Source organism: Geodermatophilus sp. SYSU D01180 (assembly GCF_054050415.1).
In genome coordinates, this window is the sequence record NZ_JBJGZH010000046.1 from 1 (window position 1) to 24,070 (window position 24,070).

Consider the following 24,070-nt stretch of genomic DNA (forward strand, 5'->3'; position numbering starts at 1 on the left):
CCCCCCCCCCCCCCCCCCCCCCCCCCCCCCCCCCCCCCCCCCCCCCCCCCCCCCCCCCCCCCCCCCCCCCCCCCCCCCCCCCCCCCCCCCCCCCCCCCCCCACGACTCCGGGCTCATCAACCGGGGGCTGGCCGCCGGGCTCGGCTACCGCGGCACCTTCGGGCACGAGGCGGAGGAGTCGCTGGACGCGCTGCGGGCGACGTTCACCCGCAAGGCGCACACCGCCGCCATGGAGCGGGCGCTCGCCGCGCTGCTCCGCGCCGACCCGGCGGCCGACGTCCGGGAGGTCACCCTCGGCGACCTCCCGGCCGATGCCGCGGCCGCCCTGCGCCGCCGGCGGGCGGCCCTCGGCCTGCCCGTCGCCGGCGCCGCCCCGGTGCTGCTGCGCGAGGACGGCACCCGCCCGGGCCCCGACGACGCGCCGATGGTGCTGCGGCGGGCCCGCTCGGTGCGGATCTCCGTCGACGGCAACGCGCACTTCTGCCGCGGCCTGCTGACCACCCGCTACCCCGGCTCCGAGGCCGACCAGACCCCCCGTCCCGACGAGCGCCCGCTCATCCCCCTGGAGGTGCTGTCATGAAGGCCGTCCGCGTCGTCGGCTACCACGAGCCGCTGCGAATGGACGACGTCCCGAAGCCGGAGGTGACCGGCCCGCACGACGTGGTCGTCCGGATCGGCGGGGCCGGGGTGTGCCGGACCGACATCCACATCCTCGAGGGGCAGTGGGCGGAGAAGTCGCAGGTCGCGCTGCCGTACACGATCGGCCACGAGAACGCCGGCTGGGTCGACGCGGTGGGCGACGCGGTGACCAACGTGGCCGTCGGGGACAAGGTGATCCTGCACCCGCTGGTCACCTGCGGGCTGTGCCGCGCCTGCCGCGCTGGGGACGACGTGCACTGCGAGAACTCGCAGTTCCCCGGCATCGACACCGACGGCGGGTACGCCGAGTACCTCAAGACCTCGGCGCGCAGCTGCGTGAAGATCGACGAGTCGCTCGAGCCGGCCGACGTCGCCGCGCTCGCCGACGCCGGCCTGACCGCCTACCACGCGGCGGCGAAGGCGGCCCGGCGGCTGCGCCCGGGCGACCGGTGCGTGATCATCGGCGCCGGCGGGCTGGGGCACATCGGCATCCAGGTGATGGTCGCCCTCTCGCCGGCCGAGCTGATCGTCGTCGACCGGAACCCCGAGGCGCTGAAGCTGGCGCAGTCGGTCGGGGCCGACCACACCGTGCACGCCGACGGCGGGCAGGTGGAGCAGGTCCTGTCGCTCACCGGCGTGGGCGGCGCGGAGGTCGTCATCGACTTCGTCGGCGAGGGCGGGTCCACCGCCGAGGGGCTGGCGATGACCCGGCGGGCCGGCGACTACCTGGTGGTCGGGTACGGCGAGAACATCGACGTGCCGACCATCGACCTCATCTCCAGCGAGATCGACATCCTGGGCAACCTGGTCGGCAGCTACAACGACCTGGTCGAGCTCATGGCGCTGGCCGCCCAGCAGAAGGTCACGCTGCACACCCAGCGGTACGCGCTCGACGACTTCCAGACCGCGATCGACGACCTGTCGGCCGGACGGGTGCGGGGACGGGCGATCCTCGTGCCGTGAGCGGGCGCGGCCCCCGGCCCGCCCCGGCCGGGGGCCGCGTCTACCGCTCGAGATCCATCCGCGAGACCAGGTCGCCGGTGAACCGGTAGACGTGGCGCACCGTCTCGCGCGAGAGCACCGCGCCGCCCGGGTCGCGCACCGTCAGGGCCACGGTGACCGCGACCGAGCCGTCCGGGCGCTCCTCGACGCCGGTCGGCCGCACCAGCGGGCGGATCTGCGCCCACTGCCGCTGCCAGTAGTCCCGCACGCCGTCGCGGCCGTGCACCCGGCCGCCCTCCCAGCCGTTGGGCCAGTCGACGTCGGGGGCCATGGCGGCCACCACCGCGTCGAGGTCGCGGGCGGTGAAGGCCCGGTAGAGCGAGCGGAGCAGGGCGGGGCGGTCCGGGGCGGTCACGGGGGGCGACGGTGGCACACCGGACCTCCCTCCGGGGGGAGCGCGCACGCGCGATGCTGGTCGCCCGCCCACCCGACAGGAGTGACCATGACGCTCGCCGCCCCGCGGCCCCCCGCCACCGGCTCGGACGACGCCGCGCTGCGCGAGATCGAGCAGCGCGTGCTGTGGCTGGCCACGGCGATCGTCTACCACGCCAACCGGGTGCGCCCCGACCCGAGCGGGCTCAAGGTCGGCGGGCACCAGGCGTCCAGCGCCTCGATGGTCACGATCATGACCGCGCTGTGGCTGGAGCAGCTGGCCGCCGACGACCGGGTGAGCGTCAAGCCGCACGCCAGCCCGGTGCTGCACGCGCTGGAGTTCCTGCTCGGGCAGCTGGACGCCTCCTGGCTGACCACGTTGCGCGAGTTCGGCGGCCTGCAGTCCTACCCGTCGCGGCTGAAGGACCCCGTCCCGGCGGACTACTCGACCGGCTCGGTCGGCATCGGCGCCACCGCGCCGATCTGGGGCGCGCTGGCCCGCCGCTACGTCAACACCCAGTTCGGCGCCGGCGGCACCGGCCGGCAGTGGTCGCTGGTGGGCGACGCCGAGCTGGACGAGGGCGCCGTGTGGGAGGCCGTGCTCGACCCGATGGTCGCCGAGCTCGGCGAGGTGAACTGGATCGTCGACCTCAACCGGCAGTCGCTGGACCGCGTCGTCCCCACCATGGGCGCCACCCGGCTGCAGGGGATGTTCACCGCCGCCGGCTGGCAGGTGCTCACCGTCAAGTACGGGGCGCTGCTGGAGGAGCTGTTCACCCGGCCCGGCGGAGCGGCGCTGCGCGACCGCATCGACGGGATGAGCAACGCCGAGTACCAGCGGCTGCTGCGCCGCACGCCGGCGGAGGTCCGCCGCGAGCTGCCCGGGGACGGTCCCGGCGCGGCCGCGGTCGCCGAGCTGGTCGCCGGGGTGCCGGACGCCGACCTGGTCGCCGCGGTGCGCAACCTCGGCGGGCACGACCTCACCGCGCTGCGGCAGGCGTTCGCGCGGATCGACGACACCCGCCCCACCGTGGTCATCGCCTACACGCTCAAGGGCTACGGCCTGGCCACCGAGGGCCACCCGCAGAACCACTCCGCGCTGCTCACCGAGGCCCAGCTGCACGAGCTGGCCGCCCGCGTCGGCGTCGACCCGGCGCAGCCCTGGGCCGGGTTCCCGGCCGGCAGCCGCCCCGCCGGGCTGCTCGCCGCCGCCGCGCGGCGGCTGGCCCGGCCCCCGGTCGACGACGCCGTCGCCCCGCCCGTTCCGGCCGACCTGGGCCGGACCCCCTCGGGCACCGCGACCACGCAGGCGGCGCTGGGGCGCACGCTGCTCGACCTCAACCGCGCCGCCCTGGAGGTGGGCCGCCGGGTGGTCACCGTCAGCCCCGACGTGTCCAGCTCGACCAACCTCGGCGGCTGGGTGAACAAGGTCGGCGTCTGGTCGCACGAGGACCGCCGCGACTGGTTCGCCGACGACGCCGAGACGATCCTGCACTGGCGGGAGGAGCCCTCGGGCCGGCACGTGGAGCTGGGCATCGCCGAGACCAACCTGGTCGGCGCCATCGGCGAGCTCGGCGCCACCTGGTCGCGGTGGGGGCAGCCGCTCCTGCCCGTCGGCGTCCTCTACGACCCGTTCGTCGAGCGGGCGCTGGAGCCGTGGTCGTTCACCATCTACGCGGGCGGGCAGTCGCTGCTGGTCGGCACGCCGTCGGGGGTGACGCTGGCTCCCGAGGGCGGCGCGCACCAGTCGGTCACCACCCCGTCGATCGGGCTGGAGCAGCCCGGCTGCCTGTCCTACGAGCCGGCGTTCGCCCTGGACACCGAGTGGTGCCTGCTCGCCGCGCTCGGCCGGATGGGCCGGCCCGGCGGGCAGTCGGCGTACGTGCGGCTGTCCACCCGGCCGGTGGACCAGGCGCTGGCCGCGGTGCCCGCCGACCCGGCCGCCCGGGGGCGGCGCCGCCGGCAGGTGGTGGCCGGGGCCTATCCGCTGCGCCGGGTGCCGCGCCCGGCGGTGACGCTGGCCGCGATGGGCGCCGTCGTCCCCGAGGCGCTGGCCGCCGCCGCGCGGCTGGACGGGCTCGGGTTCCCCGCCGATGTCGTCGTGGTGACCAGCCCCGGGCTGCTGTTCCGCGCGGTGCAGGCCCGCCGCGGCCTGGACGACGCCGCGCCGTGGGTGCTCGACGGCGCGTTCCCCGCCGACCGGGCCACCCCGCTGGTCACCGTGCTCGACGGGCACCCGCACACCCTGGCGTTCCTCGCCGGGGTCCGCGGGGTGCCGGCGGCGCACCTGGGCGTCACCCGGTTCGGCCAGAGCGGCGACCTGGACAGCGTGTACCGGCACCACGGCCTCGACGTCGACTCGCTGGTCGGAGCGGCGCTCGACCTCGTCGACTGAGCGGAGTCCACCGCGGGGGCGCCCGTCGACCCCGCCGTGGGGTGCCCGGCCGCGCTGTGGAACGCGGGGAAGGGTGCCACGTTCGGCGGGCCCGAGCCGGGATCAAGGTCGACATGACGTCCTGACGACCGGGGTCCCGCGCGCAGCGGCGGGACCCGCGTGTGGGAGCGTTCCGTGTGTGATCGGACACGAGGACCTCGCCGTGCGGACGCTGGGTCCGTGCCGCATCGACTCGCCGCTGGCGGAGCGGCTGGCCGCGCGGGAGACCACGCAGCACTCGGTGGAGGAGGACGACCGGATCCTCTTCGACGACACCCTGTCGATGGCCGGCACCCGGGGCGTCCCGGTCGACCGGCTGCCCAGCCTGGAGCCGGGCGGGCCGCGCAAGCGCATCTACTTCGACCCGGCCAAGACCCGGGTCGGCATCGTCACCTGCGGCGGGCTGTGCCCCGGCCTCAACGACGTCATCCGCGGGCTGGTCCTCGAGCTGTGCCGCCACTACGGCGTGCGCCGGATCGTCGGGTTCCGCAACGGCTACCGCGGCTTCATCCCGCACTACGGCGAGGACGTCGTCGACCTCTCGCCCGAGGTGGTGCAGCACATCGACGACGAGGGCGGCACCATCCTCGGCACCTCCCGCGGCGTGCAGGACCCCGAGGAGATCGTCGACGCCCTGGAGCGGCTGGCGATCAACGTCCTGTTCGTCATCGGCGGCGACGGCACGATCCGCGGGGCGATGGAGGTCGTCCGGGTCGTCGAGGAGCGCGGCCTGAAGATCGCCGTCGTCGGGGTGCCCAAGACCATCGACAACGACATCCCCTACATCGACCAGAGCTTCGGCTTCCAGACGGCGATGTCGGAGGCGACCAAGTCGATCCACGCCGCCAGCGTGGAGGCCCGGTCGGCGCCCGGCGGCGTCGGCCTGGTCAAGCTCATGGGGCGGCACTCCGGGTTCATCGCCTGCTACTCGACGCTGGCCAAGGACGACGCGGACTACGTGCTCATCCCCGAGGTGCCGTTCGCGCTGCACGGCGAGCACGGCTTCCTCGAGCACCTGCGCCGCCGGGTGCAGGAGCGTGGGCACGCCGTCGTCGTGGTGGCCGAGGGGGCCGGGCAGGAGCACATCGAGGAGCACGAGCCCGGCCGCGACGCGTCGGGCAACGTCCGGCTCGGCGACGTCGGGCGGCTGCTGCGCCGGCTGATCACCGAGCACCTCGACGACGCGAAGGTCGAGAACAACGTCCGCTACTTCGACCCCAGCTACGCCATCCGCAGCGTGCCGGCCAACCCCTACGACAGCGCCTACTGCCTGCGGCTGGCGCACGCCGCGGTGCACGCGGCGATGGCCGGCCGCACCGAGGTGATCGTGGCCCGCCGCCGGCGGCGGTTCGTGCACCTCCCGATGTCCCTGGCGGTCAGCCGGCGCAACCACGTCGACCCGCTGGGCGACCTGTGGATGTCGGTGCTGGAGGCCACCGGGCAGCCGGTGCGCTTCGAGTAGGGCTCACCCGCCCGGGTGGGATCCGGGGATCCGGCTCCCCGCCGCCCGTGTGTCTGCCGATGGACCCGTGTCAGGTGCAGTTCACCACCGACACGAGGGACGACATGGACACGACGGGACGCTCGACGACGCGACGGGGCCGCCTCGCGCGCGGACTCGCGGCCACCGCGGTCGGGGCAGCCGTCGCCCTGACCCCGGGGGTCGCCGGGGCGGCGCCGAACCGCGCGGCCCCGCCGGACGTGGTGCCCCTGGTCGACTGCGTCGTCCGGCACGCCGACGGCAGCTGGACGGCGGTGTTCGGCTACGACAACCGCACCGGCGCGACGGTGGACATCCCGGTCGGCCCGGCCAACCAGGTGACGCCGGCCCCGCTGGGGGAGCCGCAGCCGACGACCTTCGCCCCCGGCGTCCGGCACGGCGTGTTCTCCGTGACCGTCGAGAACGGCGGCGGGCCGACGTGGCACCTCGGGGAGACGAACCTGGCCGCCCGCAAGGCCGACGCCGCCTGCCCGCCCTCGACGCAGATGCCCGCCGAGGGCAACGGCACCGGGCTCGCGATCGGCGTCGCCGTGGCCGGCGGGGTCGGCGCGGTGCTGCTGCGCAGGGCGCGCCGCCGCGCCGCCTGACCGGCGTCCTCGTCCGCGCCGGGTGACGAGCCCGGGACGCGACCCGCGGATGCTGGGCGGCGGGACCGAAGGGACGCGGTGGTGCGATGGACCGCACGATCGGCCGGACCCGGTCCGGCACCCCGGAGAGCTACACCTGGCCGCTGCTCACGGTCGTGGTGGTCATCCTGCTGCAGGTGCTGATCCCTGCCGGGTACCGGGTGGGCCCGCCGCTGCTCGTCCCCGTCGTGGAGGGGATCGCGGTGCTGGTGCTGCTGGGCATCGCGGCCCGGCCCGGCCCGGTGCCGCGCGGCGCCCGGTCGCTGGTGCTCACCCTGTTCGGCACCCTCGTGCTGGCCAACGCCGCCGCGGCCGCCCGACTGGTGCTGCTCGTGCTCGACGGCGGCGAGGTCGACGGCGCCGCGCTCACCGCCGACCGGCTGCTCGTCGCGGCGGCGCTGGTCCTGCTGGTCAACGTGGTCACCTTCGCCCTGGTCTACTGGCAGCTCGACGGCGGCGGCCCGGCCGGGCGGGTCGCCGAGCCGCGGCCGCACCCCGACTTCCAGTTCCCGCAGACGGAGGCGCCGGGCCTGGCGGCGCCCGGGTGGCGCCCCCGCTTCGGTGACCACCTCTACGTGGCGTTCACCAACCTGGTCGCGTTCAGCCCGACCGACACCATGCCGCTGACGCTGCGGGTGAAGGGCCTGATGGCGCTGCAGTCGCTGATCTCCCTCGGCGTCCTCGTGGTGGTCCTCGCCCGGGTGATCAACATCCTGCCCGGCTGACCCGCCCCGTTCCGCGCCCGGCGCCCCCGGGCCAGGATCGACCCGCGCCCGGCGCCGCCGGGTGCGGGGAGGAGACCGCCATGGCCAACCACGTGTACCGGCTCACCGAGGTCGTCGGCAGCAGCCCGACCGGCGTGGACGACGCCATCCGCACCGCGATCGGCAAGGCGTGCCAGACCATCCGGAACGTCGAGTGGTTCGAGGTCCAGGAGGTGCGCGGGCAGGTCGCCGACGGGGAGGTCGCGCACGTTCAGGTGACGCTGAAGATCGGCTTCCGCGTCGAGGACTGACCGCCTCCCGTGCAGGCGCCGGCCCGGTCCGGGGCGGTGGGACACTGGGGACGTCGGCCGGCGCGGGCCGTCGTGCCCCTGCTGTCTGCCCGAGAGACCTGCCGTGACCCTCCCTGCCCCTGACGCCCGGACCGACCTGCGCGCGGTGCTCTTCGACATGGACGGCACGCTGGTGGAGTCCGAGCAGCACTGGGGCCACGCCCTGTTCGCCCTCGCCCGGCGCCTCGGCGGTGAGCTCGGCGCCACCGCCCGCGAGGCCACCGTCGGCACCAGCATGGCGACGTCGATGCGGATCCTGCAGGCCGACCTCGGGATCGAGCGCACGCCCGAGCAGACGCGCGCGGACGTCGCCTGGGTGGAGGAGACCGTCGCCGGCCTGCTCGCCACCGACCTGCACTGGCGGCCCGGCGCGCGCGAGCTGCTGGCCGAGGTGCGCGCTGCCGCGCTGCCCACGGCCCTGGTGACGACGACGTCCCGCCGCCTGGCCGACGTGGTCATCGCGCAGATCGAGCGCGCGTTCCCGGACGTGCCGCCGTTCGACCTCACCGTGTGCGGCGACGAGGTGCCCGCCCGCAAGCCCGACCCGGCGCCCTACCTGCAGGCCGCCGCCGCGCTCGGCGTGGACCCGGCCGGCTGCGTCGTCGTCGAGGACTCCGCGGTCGGCGTGGCCGCCGGGCTGGCCGCGGGCGCCACCGTCCTCGGCGTGCCCGCGCTGCAGCCGCTCGAGCCCGCGCCGGGCCTGGTGCTGCGCGACACGCTGACCGGCGTCGGGGTCGCCGACCTGGAGCGGCTGCTGCTGGAGCGGGACGGCGCGCCGCGCCGCTGAGCCCCCCGGCCGTCCGGCACGACCCCTCAGCCGGCCGGCACCGCCTCCTCAGCCCGCCGGCACGACCTCCCGGCCGCGGGAGACCACCAGCCGCACCCGGTCCAGCGCCGTCACGTCGACGGTGGGGTCGCCGTCGACCAGCAGCAGGTCGGCGTCCAGGCCGGGCGCCAGCCGCCCGGTGCGCCCGCCGAGACCGCAGGCGGCGGCCGCCGCGGAGGTCGCCGTCGCCAGCGCCTCCGGGGCCGGCACCCCGCCGCCGGCGAGCGAGGCGACCGCCCGCGGCAGCAGGCCGTGCGGCTTGCCGGGGGCGATGCCGGAGTCGACGCCGCTGACGATCCGGACGCCCGCGCGGTGCATGCGCGCCGCGTCGGCGGCGCGCGCCTCGTCGGTGATGCCCATCCGGTCGAGCAGCTCCTGCACCCGCGGCGGCGGCACCGCGCCGTCGGCCAGGCCCAGCGTCGGGCAGACGGCGGTCCCCGCGCGGGCGAGCCGGTCGGCCAGCGCCGGCGGGACCCCCCAGCCGGTGGCGGTCTGGCACGAGCAGTGCTCGATGCCGTCGACGCCGGCGGCCAGCACCTGCCGGACGGCGGTCAGCGCGTGCGCGTGCGCGGTGACGGGGAGACCGAGCCGGTGCGCCTCGTCGACGACGGCGCGCACCTCGGCGGTGCTGAACTGGCAGGCGGCCATGTCGGTGCCCGCGGTCATCGCGCCGCCGCTGGCCATCAGCTTGACGACGTCCGCGCCCCGCTCGGCGCGCTCGCGCACCGCGGCCCGCAGCTGCTCCACGCCCCGGACCACCCCGCCCATCCCCGCGCAGTGGCCGGCCGGGCAGGTGAGCGGCGGCCCCGAGGCGACCACGGTGGGGCCGGCGGCCGGCGCCCGCTCGACCACCGCCCAGCCGACGTCGCCGAGGTCGCGCACCGCCGTCACCCCGGCGGCCAGCTGCTGCCGGAGGGCGGCGGCCACGATCGCGTCCACCTGGGCCGGCTGCAGCTCGGGGAGCTGGTCGAGGGCGCGGGGACCGTTGTCGCCGCACAGGTGCACGTGCGTGTCGACCAGCCCGGGCAGCAGCGTCGTCCCGGGCAGCGCGGTGACGGGGACGCCGTCGGGCGGGGCGGTCCCGGCGGGCTCGACGGCGACGATCCGGCCGGCGTCCACCAGGACCAGGGCCCCGTCGCGCAGCACCCGCTCGCCGTCGAAGGCGCGGTCGGCCCGGTAGCCGCGCATGCCGGTCCTCTCCTGGACGACGGGGCGCCGACGCTAGGGCCGGCCGCGCCGGCCGGTCGACGGGGACCGGCGCGTCTCGCTTGTCCTGCGCCGTCGCCCTCCGACCGTTATCCCCAACTCCAGTGCCGACTGTGTCGGCCGGTTGCGAGCAGGGGAGGAGCAGCGACCGCGCGGGGACCTCCCCGAGCCACTGCTCCGCGATCACGGAGTTCGCGTGGCGACACGCCGCAGGCCGACGGCGTGTCGCCACCGCGGCGCCATGATCGTCTTCAGAGGCCGGGCAGGGCGGGGCGCCGGGGGCCGGCGCCCCGGCGTGCGGCCGGGCGGGGGCGTCAGTCGCGCTCGACGATCGGCAGCGTCGCCCAGCCGGCCCGGGCGGCGGCCTCGGCGGGGAACGGCGGGGGAGTGCCGCCGAAGGAGGGGCACAGCGCCTGGTGGTCGCACCAGGCGCACAGCCGCGTGCGGTTGGGCCGGAAGTCGCCGGTGGCCACCGCCCGCTCGATCGCCGCCCAGATCGCCAGCAGCGTCCGCTCGAAGCGGACCAGCTCGGCCTCCTCCGGGGCGTAGGTCAGCGCGTCGCCGTCGCCGAGGTAGATGAGCTTGAGCTGGGAGGCCACCACGCCGCGGGTGCGCCACAGCACCAGCGCGTAGAACTTCATCTGGAACAGGGCCTTGGACTCGAACGCCTCGCGCGGCATCGAGCCGGTCTTGTAGTCGACCACCCGCAGTGCCCCGTTGCGGGCGACGTCGAGCCGGTCGACGTACCCGCGCAGCAGCAGCCCGTCGGGCAGCGTCACCTCGACCAGCTGCTCGCGGCCCTCCGGCTGGATGCGGGTGGGGTCCTCCAGCCGGAAGTAGGTCTCCACCAGCTGCCCGGCCGAGTCCAGCCAGCTCTCCAGCGACGGCGGCTCCGCCCCGTCCTCGCCGGCGGTGAACAGCGCCTCGACCTCGGGGTCGGCGCGCAGCTCGTCCCACGCCGGCGCCACCAGCCCGCGGGCCGCCTCGACGGTCCGCTCGGCCGGCGGCAGGTCGTAGAGCCGCTCCAGGACCGCGTGCACCAGCGTGCCGCGCACCGCCGCGGCGCTCTTCTTCTCCGGCAGCCGGTCGATGGTGCGGAAGCGGTAGAGCAGCGGGCAGGTCTTGAAGTCCGCCGCCCGGCTGGGCGACAGCGAGGGCCGGCGCGGGGCCTTGTCCCCGTCGGGAGCCTGCTCGCCGCCGTCGGCCGCCGTGTCGGGGGAGACCGTGCCGCTGCGCGCCGGGTCCTGCGCCACTGCCGTCATGCGTCCGACGCTACGACGCTCCTCCGACAGTTCCGAGTGCCCGCGCCGGACGGACCCGTCCCGCCGCTCGCCTAGGCTGGCCGCCCGTGGAACCGCAGCCCGAGCCCAGCCAGAACGCGACGAGCGCCGCCCCCGCCGCACCGGTCCCCGCGGACGCGACCGCGGGCGGGGCGCAGCCGGCCGCCGCCCCCGTGCCGGGCGCCTTCGCCGTCGGCGACCGGGTGCAGCTCACCGACCCCAAGGGCCGGCTGCACACCGTCGTCCTCGAGCCCGGCAGGCAGTTCCACACCCACCGCGGCGCCATCGCCCACGACGACCTCATCGGCGCGCCGGAGGGCTCGGTCGTGCACTCCACGGCCAACACCGGCTACCTGGCGTTCCGGCCCCTGCTGGCCGACTTCGTGCTGTCCATGCCGCGCGGCGCCCAGGTCATCTACCCCAAGGACGCCGCGCAGATCGTCGGCAGCGGCGACATCGGGCCCGGCATGCGGGTCCTCGAGGCCGGCGCCGGCTCCGGCGCGCTCACCTGCTCGCTGCTGCGCGCCGTCGGGGCGTCGGGCCGGGTCACCAGCTACGAGCGGCGGGAGGACTTCGCCGACGTCGCCCGCGGCAACGTGGCCGCCTTCTTCGGCGGGGTGCCGGACTCCTGGGACCTGCGCCTGGGTGACCTCGCCGACCACCCCGCGGACGAGGTCGTCGACCGGGTGGTCCTGGACATGCTCGAGCCGTGGGCGGTGCTGCCCACCGTGGCCGCGGCGCTGCGGCCCGGCGGCGTGCTGATCGGCTACGTGGCGACGGTCACCCAGCTGTCCACCTACGTCGAGGCGCTGCGCGCGCAGGGCGTGTGGACCGAGCCCTACGCCTGGGAGTCGCTGGTCCGCCCGTGGCACGCCGTCGGCCTCGCGGTCCGCCCCGAGCACCGCATGGTCGCGCACACCGCCTTCCTCGTGACCGCCCGCCGGCTGGCCGAGGGCGTCGTCGCGCCGGTCCGCCAGCGGCGTCCCCAGAAGTAGCCCCGCAGGGGGGAGCCGGCCTCCGGCGAGCGCCGGGCACGGTGTCGGCAGGCGTGTATAGATTTGCCTCCTGGCTCCCCCCGATGTGCGGAGGTGCGCGATGGGCCCCGGTCCTGTCAGCGGTCCCGACGAGTTCCGAGCGCGGCGCGAACGTGACGTCTCCGCCCTGCTCTCCCAGATCTCCTACCTCGAGGAGGAGATCGCTCTCCTGCGCCGCAAGGTGGCCGACAGCCCCCGCCAGGTGCGGGCGCTCGAGGAGCGGATCGCCGAGGCGGAGGGCCGCGCGGCCTTCCTCTCCGAGCGCAACGACAAGCTCGCCGGCACCCTGCGCGACGCCCGCGAGCAGCTGCTCACGCTCAAGGAGGAGATCGACCGGCTCGGCCAGCCGCCGTCGGGCTACGGGGTCTACCTCGGGCAGCACGAGGACGGCACGGTCGACGTCTTCACCGGCGGTCGCAAGCTGCGCGTCTCGGTGTCCCCGGCCGTCGAGGCCGAGGAGCTGCGGCCCGGCCAGGAGGTCATGCTCAACGAGGCGATGAACGTCGTCGAGGCGCTCGGCTTCGAGAAGCAGGGCGACGTCGTCATGCTCAAGGAGCTGCTGGAGCCGATCGACGGCGTGACGCCGCGGGCCCTGGTCATCGGCCACACCGACGAGGAGCGGGTGGTCTACCTGGCCGACTCGCTCACCGGCCAGCCGCTGCGGGTCGGCGACTCGCTGCTGCTGGAGGCCCGGTCGGGCTACGTGTACGAGCGGATCCCCAAGAGCGAGGTCGAGGAGCTCGTCCTCGAGGAGGTCCCCGACATCGACTACTCCGACATCGGCGGCCTGGCCCGGCAGATCGAGCAGATCCGCGACGCCGTCGAGCTGCCGTTCCTGCACGCGGACCTGTTCCGCGAGTACGAGCTGCGCCCGCCGAAGGGCATCCTGCTCTACGGCCCGCCCGGCTGCGGCAAGACGCTCATCGCCAAGGCGGTGGCCAACTCCCTGGCCAAGAAGGTCTCGGCGGTGAAGGGGGAGGGGCAGGCCAAGTCCTACTTCCTCAACATCAAGGGCCCGGAGCTGCTCAACAAGTACGTCGGCGAGACCGAGCGGCACATCCGGCTGGTGTTCCAGCGCGCCCGGGAGAAGGCCAGCGAGGGCACCCCGGTCATCGTGTTCTTCGACGAGATGGACTCGATCTTCCGCACCCGCGGGTCGGGCGTGTCCTCCGACGTCGAGTCGACGATCGTCCCGCAGCTGCTCAGCGAGATCGACGGCGTCGAGGGCCTGGAGAACGTCATCGTCATCGGCGCCTCCAACCGCGAGGACATGATCGACCCGGCGATCCTGCGGCCCGGCCGGCTGGACGTGAAGATCAAGATCGAGCGGCCCGACGCCGAGGCCGCGCGCGACATCTTCAGCAAGTACCTGACCCCGACCCTGCCCATCCACGCCGACGACCTCGCCGAGAACGGCGGCAGCGCCGAGGCCACCATCCAGGCGATGATCCAGCGCACCGTCGAGCGGATGTACACCGAGAGCGAGGAGAACCGCTTCCTCGAGGTCACCTACGCCAACGGTGACAAGGAGGTCCTGTACTTCAAGGACTTCAACTCGGGCGCCATGCTGCAGAACATCGTCGACCGGGCCAAGAAGATGGCCATCAAGGAGAACCTGGAGACGGGGACGGCGGGCCTGCGGGTCGGCCACCTGATGCAGGCCTGCGTCGACGAGTTCAAGGAGAACGAGGACCTGCCCAACACCACCAACCCCGACGACTGGGCGCGGATCTCGGGCAAGAAGGGCGAGCGGATCGTCTACATCCGCACGCTCATCAGCGGCAAGGGCAACGACTCCGGCCGGGCGATCGACACCGCCACCAACACCGGCCAGTACCTCTAGGCCGGCCGCGGCCCCCGGTGGCCCGGCTCCCCGTCGCGGGAGCCGGGCCACCGGCGCGTTCAACCCAGCCGGGCGGCCAGCGCGCGCAGGTGCGCCCCGCCGGCGACCTCGTCGGTGGCCCCCGGCACCGTGCGCACCGGATAGGGCCGGGGGAGCGGCGCCCGGGGGCCGACGTCGACGTGGACGACGTCGTACCCGAGGCCGTGCAGGTGGTCGGCCATCGCGTAGTCGGTGGCGGAGTCCCCGACGGTGTGCCACGCCCGGGGCAGGGGCCCGTCGGCCCGCAGCAGCTCCAGCGCGCGGCGGGCCCCCAGCGCCTTGCCCGCGCGCACCGACTCGACGTCGGTCGCGATCACCGACGGGTCGATCCGCCACGGCGTCCGGCCCTCCGCGTCGGGGTGGTCGCGGCCGCCCAGGCGCACGCCGAGCCCGGCGGCCACCAGACCGGCGAGCAGGTCGGCGTCGAAGGCCCGCTGCCGCTCGGCGTAGACGGCGGCCGGGACGTCGGTGCGCGCCTCCACCGTGGCCATCGTCCGCTTCGTGTCGTCCGTGAACATCGCGTCGCCGTAGCCGTCGCCCACCAGGTCGGCGAGCAGGGCGCGGCACACGGCGGGGACGGCGAGGGCGGGGTCGACGTGGACCCCGCCCGCCCCGTCCGGGCCCGCCGACGTCCAGACGCCGCCCTTCTCGCAGACCGCGTGCAGCCGGGCGCCGCCGGGCAGGCCGGCGTCGGCCAGGGGCCGCAGGACGCGCTCGCCGACGAACTCCGCGGACCGGCCGGTGTTGAGCACCACGGGCACGCCCGCGGCCAGCAGCGCCCGCAGGTCCTCCAGCAGCGCCGGGGCGACCGTCCGGGTCACGGGGCTGGCGACCGGGCCGTCGACGTCGAGCAGCAGGCCCAGGGGTGGCAGTGTCACCCGGTCATCCTCGCGGCCGGCGACCGCGGCCTAGGCTCGGGGCATGAGCGTGCGGCGGGTCATGGGCACCGAGGTCGAGTACGGCATCTCGGTGCCCGGGCAGCCCACCGCCAACCCGACCACCCTGTCCAGCCAGGTCGTCAACGCCTGGGCCGTCGCCGACGCCCCGACCCGCCGCCGGCCGCGGTGGGACTTCGAGGAGGAGTCCCCGCTGCGCGACGCCCGCGGCTTCGACCTGTCCCCGGCGCAGGCGCTGGACCACACCGACCTCGACGAGGACTCGGGGATGGCCAACGTCATCCTCACCAACGGGGCGCGGCTCTACGTCGACCACGCGCACCCGGAGTACTCGACGCCGGAGGTCACCAACCCGCGCGACGTCGTCCTCTGGGACAAGGCGGGGGAGCGGGTCATGGCCGAGGCGGCCCGCCGGGCCGCCCGCATCCCCGGCACCCAGCCGATCCAGCTGTACAAGAACAACACCGACGGCAAGGGCGCCAGCTACGGCGCGCACGAGAACTACCTGATGGACCGGCGGACGCCGTTCATCGACATCATCCGCGGGCTGATCCCGTTCTTCGTGACCCGGCAGGTGTTCGCCGGCGCCGGCCGGGTCGGCATCGGCACCGAGGGCCGCACCCAGGGCTTCCAGATCTCCTCCCGGGCGGACTTCTTCGAGGTCGAGGTGGGCCTGGAGACGACGCTCAAGCGGCCGATCATCAACACCCGCGACGAGCCGCACGCCAACCCCGACGAGTACCGCCGGCTGCACGTGATCATCGGCGACGCCAACCTCGCCGAGCTGTCGACCTACCTCAAGGTCGGGACGACGTCACTGGTGCTGGCGATGATCGAGGCGCGGGCGCTGCGCGAGGACCTCTCGCTGGAGGAGCCGGTCGCCACGCTGCAGGCGGTCAGCCACGACCCGTCGCTGGCCACCCAGGTGCGGCTGCGCGACGGGCGGCGGATGACCGCGCTCGACCTGCAGCGCGTCTACCTCGACCACGCCGAGCGCTTCGTCGACCGGAACGGGGAGGCCGACGAGCAGACCACCGACGTGCTGCGCCGCTGGGCGGAGGTTCTCGACGACCTCGCCACCGACCCGATGCGCCTGGCCGACCGGCTGGACTGGCCGGCCAAGCTGCGGCTGCTGGAGGGCTACCGGTCCCGCGACGGGCTGTCCTGGGGCGACTCGCGGCTGCAGCTGGTGGACCTGCAGTACTCCGACGTCCGCCCGGAGAAGGGGCTCTACCACCGGCTGGTGGCCCGCGGCTCGATGCAGCGGCTGCTCACCGACGACGAGGTGACCCGGGCGATGGTCACCCCGCCGGCCGACACCCGCGCCTTCTTCCGCGGCGAGTGCCTGCGGCGGTTCCCGGCGCAGGTGGCCGCGGCGTCGTGGGACTCGGTGGTGTTCGACCTCGGCCGGGAGAACCTGGTGCGCATCCCGACGATGGAGCCGCTGCGCGGCACCCGCGACCACGTGGGCCTGCTGTTCGAGTCCACGGCGAGCGCCCAGGAGTTGGTCGACACCATCACCGGCTCCTAGTGGCCTCCCCGGTCGAGGTCGCGCGGGCGCTGGCCGGGGACCTGCTCGCGCCCGCGGCCCCCGGCGTCGACGCCACAGGCGTCCTGCCGCGCGGCCACCTCGACGCGCTCGCCGCCGCCGGGCTGTACGGCCTGGTCGGGCCCGCGGATGCCGGCGGCCTGGACGGCGACGGCGCGACGCTGGCGGCGGTGGTCGAGGAGCTCGCGGCCGGCGACCTCGCGACGGCGTTCGTCTGGCTGCAGCACCACGGCGTCGTCGGCCGGCTGGCCGCCTCCGGGACGCACCCGGAGCTGCTGGCCGACCTGTGCGCCGGGCGCCGGCGGGCCGGGATCGCGCTGCAGGCGGCGACGCGCCCGGACGCGGCGCCCGTGACGCTGTGCCGGGACGGGGGCGACCTCGTGCTCGACGGCGCGGTGCCGTGGGTGACTGGCTGGGGCCTGGTCGACGTGCTGCTGGTGGCCGCCCGCGACGGCGACGACGTCGCGTTCGTGCTGGCCGACGCCGTCCCGGGTCCGACGCTCGCCGCGGAGCCGCAGACGCTGGTGGCGGTGCAGGCCAGCGCGACCGTGGAGCTGCACCTGCGCGGCCACCGGGTGCCCGCCTCCCGGCTGCTGGGCGCGACCCCGCTGGCCGAGGTCCGCGCGGGCGACGCGGCCGGGCTGCGGCTCAACGGCTCCCTGGCACTGGGGCTGGTCCGCCGGTGCGCCCGGCTGCTCGGCCCCTCACCCCTGGACGACGACCTGGCCGACGCGCGCGCCCGGCTCGACGCGGCCGGGCCGGGTGAGCTGCCGGAGGCGCGGGCCGCCGCCGCGGCCCTGGCGCACCGGGCGGCCGGGGCCCTGGTCGTCGCGACCGGCAGCGGCGCCGCGCGCGCCGGCTCGGTCGCCGAGCGGACGGCGCGCGAGGCGGTGTTCCTGCTCGTGTTCGGCTCGCGCCCGGCGATCCGCACGTCGCTGCTGGCGCGGCTGGGCGCGGCCCGCTGAGGCCGCCGGGTGTCGGTGCGTGCGGGTAGTTTCGGCGGCAGCACGCACTCGGCGCGCACCAGGGGAGGGCACATGGCCACCAGGGACACCGGCGGGCAGCAGCGGACCACGCGCACGCGCGAGGAGACCGACGAGGTCGAGGCCTCGGTCGACACCGAGGTCGCCGAGCGGCACAAGGAGATGTCCGAGGACGTCGACGCCATCCTCGACGAGATCGACGACGTGCTCGAGGAGAACGCAGAGGAGTTCGTGAGGAGCTATGTTCAGAAGGGCGGAGAGTAGCCGCTCGACTACTCGCAGTTAAGACTGCGCGAGATGAAGACCTGCCCCGACTGTGGCGAGACAAAGCCCCACGATGGGTTCGGTCGGAACCGGACGCAGCCCGACGGTCTCTCGTTCTACTGCCTGAGCTGCAACCGCGCGCGGAGCAGGAGTGGTACCGCAACGCCCGCCGTCGCGAGGGCCGCGCGGTCCGAGACCACTCGTGGGTGCCCGACGGCTTCCGGTGGTGCCCGTCCTGCCAGAAGGCAGTCGCACACGAGGACTACGTACGGAGTGCGACGACAGCGTCGGGGTTCAGCAGCAGGTGCAAGCCCTGCAAGCGCGAGGCGGACATGGATCGGTACTAGGCGCGGCGCTACGGACTGGACCGCGCAGGCATCGACGACCTGCGCGCCAAGCAGTCCGACATGTGTGCTCTGTGCGGTGAGCGTCGCCCGGGACACATCGACCATGACCACCGGACCGACCTCGTCCGTGCCCTGCTCTGCGAGCGGTGCAACCTGGCGCTCGGGCTGTTCCGGGACGACCCCTCCCTGCTGAGAGCCGCGGCCGACTACGTCGAGCTCCACCGGGCTCGTTACCTGAAAGCCTGCGGCGCGCACGAGGAGGCCGACCGGCTGGTCCGCCGGCTCCTCGCCGGTGATGGCCCGACGACCGCGGAGACCTGACGGGATCACGCTCCACCCGGGGCCCGGCTCGTGGTCCCTCGACGGCCAGCGCCCGGGCACGGCGCCGGCCCGGCACCCGCGGCACCGCCCGGACCGGCGGGGTCACATGAGCAGGACGCCGGCGGCCACGGCGGCGGCCGAGCCGACGAGGGTCAGCGCGCCGACGACGCGCTCGGCCCCGTCCCGGCGCACGGGCGCGGGAGAGGGGACCTCGGGCGGCGCGGGGAGGTCCCAGGCGGCGCACACCGCCGGCGGCAGGAGCGCGCCCCGCCGGTGCCGGTCGACGAGCAGCCGGCGCGCTTCCGGCAGGTCGTCCAGCCGCGACCAGGGCACCACCAGGTGCCCGCCGCCGCCGGTGAGCCCGACGCTGACGATCCGGCCCACGTCCACGTCCCAGCCGGCGGACACCGCGGTCAGCCGGGCGAGGTCCACCCCGTGGTCTCCGAGCAGGGTCCGCCCGACGAGCACCGTCCCCTCCAGCCGCAGCCGGCCGGCCTCGTCCCGCCGGACCCGCGACCGGAGGGACTGGGCGGCCAGGAGCCCGGCCAGGGCCGCCACGGCCGCCGTCCACCCGGCCCCGCCCTCGAGCGCCGCGCGGGACGAGGCCGCGCACAGCCCGCACAGCAGGGCCACCAGCACCCCGGTCGCGGCCAGGGCGGCGCGGCGCCGTCCGGGCGGCACCCGGGGCACGTGCGGGGTCCTCGCCACGTCCTGCACGCGCGGTCCGTCGGTCACGGCAGCTCCTCCCGGGTCGATCGAGGCCGGCGCACCGTAGACCCGGCGGTCCCCGCGGACCAGGCCCGCCCGCGTCCCGGGTGACCAGCCAGTCGCGCCGGTAGGGTCGGCGACGAGCCGCCGCGGCACGTCCGCGGCACGTCGAGGAGCACCCCGGCAGGGGCGCGGAGAGGGTGGACGGGTTGACCCAGTCGCACACCGGCCGGAGCGGCTTCCCGCCCGCCTACCTGGACCGGGTGGGCTCCTCGTTCACCGACTTCCTCGCCCAGGCCGCGCCCGACCTGCTGCCCGGGCGGCGCCCCCTGCCGGCGGTGCACGCCGGCGACCTCACCCCACACGGCACCACGATCGTCTCGGTCACCTACGACGGCGGCGTGCTCATGGGCGGCGACCGCCGGGCCACCATGGGCAACCTGATCTCCAGCCGGGACATCGAGAAGGTGTACCCGGCCGACTCCTGGTCGGTGATCGGGATCGCCGGTGCCGCGGGCATCGCGATCGAGATGGTCCGGCTCTACCAGGTGGAGCTCGAGCACTACGAGAAGATCGAGGGGCTGACCCTCAGCCTCGACGGCAAGGCCAACCGGCTGGCCCAGATGATCCGCGGCAACCTCGGTGCCGCGCTGCAGGGCCTGGCCGTCGTCCCGCTGTTCGCCGGGTTCGACCTCGACGCCGCTCCGGGCACCAGCCCGGGCCGGATCTTCAGCTACGACGTCACCGGCGGGAACTACGAGGAGCGCGGCTACGCCGCCGTCGGCTCCGGCTCGCTGTTCGCCCGGAACTCGCTGAAGAAGACCTGGCGGCCGGGGCTGGCCGGCGACGACGCCACCCGCAGCCTGGTCGAGGCGCTCTACGACGCCGCCGACGACGACTCGGCCACCGGCGGCCCCGACCCGGTGCGCCGGCTGTACCCGATCGTCTACCGCGTCGACGCCGAGGGCGCCGTCCGGCTGACCGACGACGAGGTGTCCGCCGTCGCCAAGACCATCGTCGACGAGCGGGCCGCCGCCGAGGGGCAGGGCTGAGCGCCATGACCATGCCGTACTACGCCTCGCCCGAGCAGCTCATGCGCGACCGCTCGGAGTACGCCCGCAAGGGCATCTCCCGCGGCCGCAGCGTCGCCGTCCTCACCTACGCCGACGGCGTGCTGTTCATCGCCGAGAACCCCAGCTCGACCCTGCACAAGGTGGGCGAGATCTACGACCGGATCGGGTTCGCCGCGGTCGGCCGGTACAGCGAGTTCGAGAGCCTGCGGGTGGCCGGGGTGCGCCTGGCCGACGTCCGCGGCTACTCCTACAACCGCCGCGACGTCACCGGCCGGGTCATCGCCAACGCCTACGCGCAGACCCTGGGCGCGATCTTCACCGAGCAGATGAAGCCCTACGAGGTGGAGCTCTGCGTCGCCGAGGTCGGCGAGACCGCCGAGCAGGACCAGCTGTACCGGCTGACCTTCGACGGGTCGGTCGTCGACGAGCCGGACTTCGTGGTCATGGGCGGGCAGGCCGAGGCCGTCACCGGCCGGCTGCGGGAGGACTTCCGCCCCGGCCTGGCGCTGCGGGACGCGCTCATGGCCGGCGTCCGGGCGCTGTCGGCGTCGAGCCCGGCGATGTCGGGCAACGGCGACGGCGGCCTGCTGCCGGCCGGGCAGCTCGAGGTCGCCGTGCTGGACCGCCGCCGGCCCAAGCGGGCCTTCCGCCGGGTGGTCGGCGCGGCGCTGGGCACCCTGCTCGGCGACCGCAGCGCCGGCGAGGCCGTCCCCGAGGGCGCCACGCACGCGCACGTCCCCAGCTCGGCGCAGCCGGGCACCCCGCCCGGTCTCGGCGACCCCTCGGCGCCGGACACCGCGGGCGGCACCGGCGGGTCGGGTGAGGGAAGCGGCCCGCAGCCGGGCCCGGCCGACGGGGCCGGCGGCGGCACCGACGGGGGCAGCTGAGCGGCGCCGTCGACGGGACGCCCGGGAACCGGCCGGAGTCGCATCCGGCGCCTAGGCTCGGTCCGTGGACCGACGGATCTTCGGGATCGAGACCGAGTACGGCGTCACGTGCACCTTCCGGGGGCAGCGGCGGCTGTCCCCGGACGAGGTGGCCCGCTACCTGTTCCGGCGGGTCGTGTCGTGGGGGCGCAGCTCCAACGTGTTCCTGCGCAACGGCTCGCGGCTGTACCTCGACGTCGGCAGCCACCCCGAGTACGCCACCGCCGAGTGCGACGACCTGACCGAGCTCGTCGTCCACGACAAGGCCGGTGAGCGGATCCTCGAGGGCCTGCTGGTCGACGCCGAGCAGCGGCTGGCCGAGGAGGGCGTCACCGGCGACATCTACCTGTTCAAGAACAACACCGACTCGGCGGGCAACAGCTACGGCTGCCACGAGAACTACTGCGTCGGCCGGCACGGGGAGTTCTCCCGGCTGGCCGACGTGCTCATCCCGTTCCTGGTCAGCCGGCAGCTGATCGTCGGCGCGGGCAAGGTGCTGCAGACCCCGCGCGGGGCGATCTACTGCGTCAGCCAGCGCGCCGAGCACATCTGGGAGGGCGTGTCCTCGGCGACCACCCGGTCGCGGCCGATCATCAACACCCGCGACGAGCCGCACGCCGACGCCGAGCGCTACCGGCGGCTGCACGTGATCGTCGGCGACTCGAACATGAACGAGACGACGACGCTGCTCAAGGTCACCATCACCGACCTGGTGCTGCGGATGATCGAGGCCGGCGTGCCGATCCGGGACATGGCGCTGGAGAACCCGATCCGCGCGATCCGGGAGATCAGCCACGACGTCACCGGCCGCCGCAAGGTGCGCCTGGCCAACGGCCGGGAGATGAGCGCGCTGGAGATCCAGGGCGAGTACCACTCCCGCGCCGCGGAGTTCGTCGACCGGGAGGGCTTCGGCCCGGTGCACCGGCAGATGCTCGAGCTGTGGGGGCGGGTGCTCAAGGCCGTCGACACCGAGGACCTCTCGCTCATCGACCGGGAGATCGACTGGGCCACCAAGCTGTCGCTGATCGAGCGGTACCGGGGCAAGCGGGGCCTGTCGCTGTCCTCGCCGCGGGTGGCCCAGATGGACCTGGCCTACCACGACATCTCCCGCCGGCGCGGGCTGTACTACCTGCTGGAGCGCAACGGCCAGGTGGAGCGGGTGGCGCACGAGCCGCGGGTGTTCGAGGCGAAGAACGTGCCGCCGCAGACGACCCGGGCCAAGCTGCGCGGGGAGTTCATCCGCAAGGCGCAGGAGAAGCGGCGGGACTTCACCGTCGACTGGGTGCACCTCAAGCTCAACGACCAGGCCCAGCGCACCGTGCTGTGCAAGGACCCGTTCAAGAGCGTCGACGAGCGCGTGGAGAAGCTCATCGCCTCCATGTGAGGCGCCCCCGTCCGCGGACCCGCCCGGGGCGGGTCCGCGGACGGGTCCGGGTCAGTCGGGCAGGGGCACCCGGACGGCGGCGTAGCGGCCGGCGGCCGCGGCGGCGAGGAAGTAGGCGCGCTCCTCGGGCCAGCCGCGGCCCATCGTCGACAGCGTCACCGGCGACAGCTGCAGCGCCTCGTCCAGCCCCTCGACGTCGACCCACACCACCTGGTTGCGCTCGGGCTGCCCGGCCAGGTCCTCCTCGACCTGCCGGCCGAGCTCGGAGCCCAGCCCGCGCGGCGCCACCAGGGTCACCCCGGCCAGCGCCACCCGGCCGAACGCGGTCAGCGAGTGGTGGGAGACGCCGCGGTGGCGGGGGCGCGGGTCGGCGTCGGAGATCCGCAGCGCGCCGATCGGCTCCCCGCCGAGCACGCTGACGGCGTTGCACGCCTCCCCGGCCGCGACCCCGGAGAAGCCCCACGGGGTGCCGGTGCCCAGGTTGCCCGGGCCCTGGGTGACCACGGCGACGTCGGCGCCGAGCACGTGCCGGGCGGCGAGCAGCCCGGTGTGCAGGGTGACCGCCTCCAGGTCCCCGCCGAAGGCCTGCCCGACGGTGACCACCCCGGCCAGCGACGGCGCCAGGGTGTGCAGCGTCCGGGAGAACCCGGCGACCAGCGCGCCGCCGTCGGTCATCACGTAGGCGACCCTGAGGTCGGGGTCGGTGGCGAACACGCCGATGAGCACGGCCGGCAGCGCCGAGTGCAGGTCGGCGACGACGACCGGCATCCCGCCCAGGTCCTCGGCCTCGGCGATGGCGTCGTGGTGCTCGGTGTCCTGCTCGTCCACGCCCTGCACGCTCACCTGCAGCGGCGTGTACCGGGCCTTGACCAGGTGACCGGGGCCGGTGGGGTCCGGCGGCAGCCGGTCGGGGACGGCGACGACCAGCGCGTACCCGCCGGTGCCCAGCCGCTGCGCCCACGCGGTGGTGTTGAGCAGCACCTCGTCGCCGACCTCGGGCACGCCCACCAGCGACGGGTGCGCCAGCGAGCGCACCGCGCCGTCGCCGGGCACCTCGACGGTCAGCTCCAGCGCGTCGCGCCAGCTCCTCCCGGTCGCGGTCACCGTGCCGCGTCGCCAGCGGATCCGTTGCGCAGTCGTCCGTTCCCCCACGGGGCGAGCGTAAGGACCCCGGTGCCCCCCGCGCCCCCCGTGGCCCCCTGCGCGGGCCCCCTGCGAGCATGCGAGCGGCGGGGGACAGGGGGTCCTGTGTCTAGGGTGGGGACGTGTCGGCGAAGCGGGCGGAGCGGCTGGTCAACCTGGTCATCGCGCTGCTGGGCACCCGCCAGTACGTGACGGCGGCGCGGATCCGGGCGACCGTCCCCGGCTACGAGCCCGACGACGGCACCGCGCGCGCCGACGAGGCGTTCAAGCGGATGTTCGAGCGGGACAAGGCCGACCTGCGCGAGATGGGCATCCCGCTGGAGACCGGCCGCACCAGCGTCTTCGACACCGAGGACGGCTACCGCATCGCCCGCGCCGACTACGAGCTGCCCGAGATCACCCTCACCGGCGAGGAGGCCGCCGCCGTCGGCCTGGCGCTGCGGCTGTGGGAGTCCGCGCAGCTGGCCGGGGCCGCGCACAGCGCGCTGGTGAAGCTGCGCGCCGCCGGGGGGGGCGTCGCCCCGCCCCGGCTGCCGATCCACCCCCCGCGGGTCACCGACCACCCGGCCGTCGACACCCCTTACGCCGACGCCCCCGACCCCCCCCTCCTGACCTTCAAC

24 protein-coding genes are annotated in these 24,070 nt (G+C 75.3%); 18 read left to right on the forward strand and 6 right to left on the reverse strand.

Annotated elements, in window-relative coordinates; genetic code table 11:
• Positions 1 to 229: 229 nt before the first annotated feature.
• Both ACI8AA_RS23265 and ACI8AA_RS23270 read left to right on the forward strand, forming a co-directional pair.
• Positions 230 to 580, forward strand: coding sequence for a hypothetical protein (locus ACI8AA_RS23265; protein ID WP_457046742.1), 351 nt, complete (start codon positions 230 to 232; stop codon positions 578 to 580).
• Entirely contained in the window at positions 577 to 1,602 is a 1,026-nt protein-coding gene (locus tag ACI8AA_RS23270) for an NAD(P)-dependent alcohol dehydrogenase (protein ID WP_457046743.1), read from the forward strand. Before ACI8AA_RS23265 ends, ACI8AA_RS23270 begins: the two co-directional genes overlap by 4 nt.
• A 40-nt stretch (positions 1,603 to 1,642) precedes the next feature.
• On the opposite strand, the gene ACI8AA_RS23275 is transcribed toward ACI8AA_RS23270, so the two are convergent.
• Positions 1,643 to 1,996: a nuclear transport factor 2 family protein gene (locus tag ACI8AA_RS23275; protein ID WP_457046744.1), complete on the reverse strand. Its 354-nt coding sequence runs from the start codon at positions 1,994 to 1,996 to the stop codon at positions 1,643 to 1,645.
• An 87-nt stretch (positions 1,997 to 2,083) separates the two neighbouring features.
• On the opposite strand from ACI8AA_RS23275, the gene ACI8AA_RS23280 reads away from it, so the two are divergent.
• The 6 genes from ACI8AA_RS23280 (at position 2,084) to ACI8AA_RS23305 (ending at position 8,415) form a co-directional block, all read left to right on the forward strand.
• Positions 2,084 to 4,408 (forward strand): transketolase-like TK C-terminal-containing protein, encoded by a 2,325-nt coding sequence (locus ACI8AA_RS23280; protein ID WP_457046745.1) that lies wholly within the window; start codon positions 2,084 to 2,086, stop codon positions 4,406 to 4,408.
• Between the two features lie 178 nt (positions 4,409 to 4,586).
• Entirely contained in the window at positions 4,587 to 5,909 is a 1,323-nt protein-coding gene (locus tag ACI8AA_RS23285) for an ATP-dependent 6-phosphofructokinase (protein WP_457046746.1), read from the forward strand.
• A gap of 104 nt (positions 5,910 to 6,013) precedes the next feature.
• On the forward strand, positions 6,014 to 6,535 hold the full coding sequence (locus ACI8AA_RS23290) for a hypothetical protein (protein ID WP_457046747.1): 522 nt from the start codon (positions 6,014 to 6,016) through the stop codon (positions 6,533 to 6,535).
• An 86-nt stretch (positions 6,536 to 6,621) separates the two neighbouring features.
• Complete coding sequence (locus ACI8AA_RS23295) at positions 6,622 to 7,299, forward strand: hypothetical protein (RefSeq protein ID WP_457046748.1); 678 nt, start codon at positions 6,622 to 6,624, stop codon at positions 7,297 to 7,299.
• An 80-nt stretch (positions 7,300 to 7,379) separates the two neighbouring features.
• A complete protein-coding gene (locus ACI8AA_RS23300; RefSeq protein ID WP_456929013.1) occupies positions 7,380 to 7,589 on the forward strand; it encodes a dodecin in 210 nt (69 codons plus the stop codon).
• A gap of 103 nt (positions 7,590 to 7,692) precedes the next feature.
• Positions 7,693 to 8,415, forward strand: coding sequence for an HAD family hydrolase (locus ACI8AA_RS23305; RefSeq protein WP_457046749.1), 723 nt, complete (start codon positions 7,693 to 7,695; stop codon positions 8,413 to 8,415).
• Positions 8,416 to 8,463: 48 nt separating this feature from the next.
• Here ACI8AA_RS23305 and ACI8AA_RS23310 read toward each other — a convergent pair whose 3' ends face one another.
• Complete coding sequence (locus ACI8AA_RS23310) at positions 8,464 to 9,642, reverse strand: amidohydrolase family protein (RefSeq protein ID WP_457046750.1); 1,179 nt, start codon at positions 9,640 to 9,642, stop codon at positions 8,464 to 8,466.
• Between the two features lie 332 nt (positions 9,643 to 9,974).
• A complete protein-coding gene (locus ACI8AA_RS23315) occupies positions 9,975 to 10,922 on the reverse strand; it encodes a RecB family exonuclease (protein ID WP_457046751.1) in 948 nt (315 codons plus the stop codon).
• An 86-nt stretch (positions 10,923 to 11,008) separates the two neighbouring features.
• Here ACI8AA_RS23315 and ACI8AA_RS23320 point away from each other — a divergent pair, with 86 nt between their 5' ends.
• The gene (locus ACI8AA_RS23320) at positions 11,009 to 11,935 is read left to right on the forward strand and encodes a tRNA (adenine-N1)-methyltransferase (RefSeq protein ID WP_457046752.1); all 927 of its coding nucleotides are present in this window, start codon (positions 11,009 to 11,011) and stop codon (positions 11,933 to 11,935) included.
• 100 nt (positions 11,936 to 12,035) lie between these two features.
• Complete coding sequence (gene arc / locus ACI8AA_RS23325) at positions 12,036 to 13,817, forward strand: proteasome ATPase (protein WP_457046753.1); 1,782 nt, start codon at positions 12,036 to 12,038, stop codon at positions 13,815 to 13,817.
• A 59-nt stretch (positions 13,818 to 13,876) separates the two neighbouring features.
• On the opposite strand, the gene ACI8AA_RS23330 is transcribed toward arc, so the two are convergent.
• Positions 13,877 to 14,734, reverse strand: a complete 858-nt coding sequence (locus tag ACI8AA_RS23330; RefSeq protein ID WP_457046754.1) for a hypothetical protein — start codon at positions 14,732 to 14,734, stop codon at positions 13,877 to 13,879.
• A 43-nt stretch (positions 14,735 to 14,777) separates the two neighbouring features.
• Between ACI8AA_RS23330 and dop the strand changes: the two genes are divergently transcribed.
• From dop to ACI8AA_RS23350, 4 genes are all read left to right on the forward strand, one after another.
• Entirely contained in the window at positions 14,778 to 16,283 is a 1,506-nt protein-coding gene (gene dop, locus ACI8AA_RS23335) for a depupylase/deamidase Dop (RefSeq protein ID WP_457046755.1), read from the forward strand.
• Positions 16,283 to 17,266 carry an acyl-CoA dehydrogenase family protein gene (locus tag ACI8AA_RS23340; RefSeq protein ID WP_457046756.1) on the forward strand — a complete coding sequence of 328 codons (984 nt, stop codon included), beginning with the start codon at positions 16,283 to 16,285 and terminating at the stop codon, positions 17,264 to 17,266. The genes dop and ACI8AA_RS23340 overlap by 1 nt, the downstream gene beginning before the upstream one ends.
• A 72-nt stretch (positions 17,267 to 17,338) precedes the next feature.
• A complete protein-coding gene (locus tag ACI8AA_RS23345; RefSeq protein WP_457046757.1) occupies positions 17,339 to 17,548 on the forward strand; it encodes a ubiquitin-like protein Pup in 210 nt (69 codons plus the stop codon).
• Positions 17,549 to 17,910: 362 nt separating this feature from the next.
• Complete coding sequence (locus ACI8AA_RS23350; RefSeq protein WP_457046763.1) at positions 17,911 to 18,216, forward strand: endonuclease domain-containing protein; 306 nt, start codon at positions 17,911 to 17,913, stop codon at positions 18,214 to 18,216.
• A 102-nt stretch (positions 18,217 to 18,318) separates the two neighbouring features.
• Here the strand turns inward: ACI8AA_RS23350 and ACI8AA_RS23355 are convergent, their stop codons facing one another.
• Positions 18,319 to 18,951, reverse strand: coding sequence for a hypothetical protein (locus tag ACI8AA_RS23355; protein WP_457046758.1), 633 nt, complete (start codon positions 18,949 to 18,951; stop codon positions 18,319 to 18,321).
• A 182-nt stretch (positions 18,952 to 19,133) separates the two neighbouring features.
• Here ACI8AA_RS23355 and prcB point away from each other — a divergent pair, with 182 nt between their 5' ends.
• From prcB to pafA, 3 genes are all read left to right on the forward strand, one after another.
• Entirely contained in the window at positions 19,134 to 19,976 is an 843-nt protein-coding gene (gene prcB / locus ACI8AA_RS23360; protein WP_457046759.1) for a proteasome subunit beta, read from the forward strand.
• 5 nt (positions 19,977 to 19,981) lie between these two features.
• Positions 19,982 to 20,884, forward strand: a complete 903-nt coding sequence (gene prcA, locus ACI8AA_RS23365) for a proteasome subunit alpha (protein ID WP_457046760.1) — start codon at positions 19,982 to 19,984, stop codon at positions 20,882 to 20,884.
• Positions 20,885 to 20,948: 64 nt separating this feature from the next.
• Positions 20,949 to 22,307: a Pup--protein ligase gene (gene pafA, locus ACI8AA_RS23370; RefSeq protein WP_387989687.1), complete on the forward strand. Its 1,359-nt coding sequence runs from the start codon at positions 20,949 to 20,951 to the stop codon at positions 22,305 to 22,307.
• Positions 22,308 to 22,358: 51 nt separating this feature from the next.
• On the opposite strand, the gene ACI8AA_RS23375 is transcribed toward pafA, so the two are convergent.
• Positions 22,359 to 23,411, reverse strand: coding sequence for a DUF3866 family protein (locus ACI8AA_RS23375; protein WP_457046761.1), 1,053 nt, complete (start codon positions 23,409 to 23,411; stop codon positions 22,359 to 22,361).
• A gap of 161 nt (positions 23,412 to 23,572) precedes the next feature.
• Between ACI8AA_RS23375 and ACI8AA_RS23380 the strand changes: the two genes are divergently transcribed.
• Positions 23,573 to 24,070, forward strand: a 498-nt coding sequence (locus tag ACI8AA_RS23380) for a helix-turn-helix transcriptional regulator (RefSeq protein ID WP_457046762.1), incomplete at its 3' end; no start/stop codon positions are given.

What these genes read in the sequence shown, in the direction of transcription:
- ACI8AA_RS23265 (WP_457046742.1), top strand. Translation starts at nt 230, where the DNA reads ATGGAGCGGGCGCTCGCCGCGCTGCTCCGCGCCGACCCGGCGGCCGAC.
- ACI8AA_RS23270 (WP_457046743.1), top strand. Translation starts at nt 577, where the DNA reads ATGAAGGCCGTCCGCGTCGTCGGCTACCACGAGCCGCTGCGAATGGAC.
- ACI8AA_RS23280 (WP_457046745.1), top strand. Translation starts at nt 2,084, where the DNA reads ATGACGCTCGCCGCCCCGCGGCCCCCCGCCACCGGCTCGGACGACGCC.
- ACI8AA_RS23290 (WP_457046747.1), top strand. Translation starts at nt 6,014, where the DNA reads ATGGACACGACGGGACGCTCGACGACGCGACGGGGCCGCCTCGCGCGC.
- ACI8AA_RS23295 (WP_457046748.1), top strand. Translation starts at nt 6,622, where the DNA reads ATGGACCGCACGATCGGCCGGACCCGGTCCGGCACCCCGGAGAGCTAC.
- ACI8AA_RS23300 (WP_456929013.1), top strand. Translation starts at nt 7,380, where the DNA reads ATGGCCAACCACGTGTACCGGCTCACCGAGGTCGTCGGCAGCAGCCCG.
- ACI8AA_RS23310 (WP_457046750.1), bottom strand. Translation starts at nt 9,642, where the DNA reads ATGCGCGGCTACCGGGCCGACCGCGCCTTCGACGGCGAGCGGGTGCTG.
- ACI8AA_RS23315 (WP_457046751.1), bottom strand. Translation starts at nt 10,922, where the DNA reads ATGACGGCAGTGGCGCAGGACCCGGCGCGCAGCGGCACGGTCTCCCCC.
- arc (WP_457046753.1), top strand. Translation starts at nt 12,036, where the DNA reads ATGGGCCCCGGTCCTGTCAGCGGTCCCGACGAGTTCCGAGCGCGGCGC.
- dop (WP_457046755.1), top strand. Translation starts at nt 14,778, where the DNA reads ATGAGCGTGCGGCGGGTCATGGGCACCGAGGTCGAGTACGGCATCTCG.
- ACI8AA_RS23345 (WP_457046757.1), top strand. Translation starts at nt 17,339, where the DNA reads ATGGCCACCAGGGACACCGGCGGGCAGCAGCGGACCACGCGCACGCGC.
- prcA (WP_457046760.1), top strand. Translation starts at nt 19,982, where the DNA reads ATGACCATGCCGTACTACGCCTCGCCCGAGCAGCTCATGCGCGACCGC.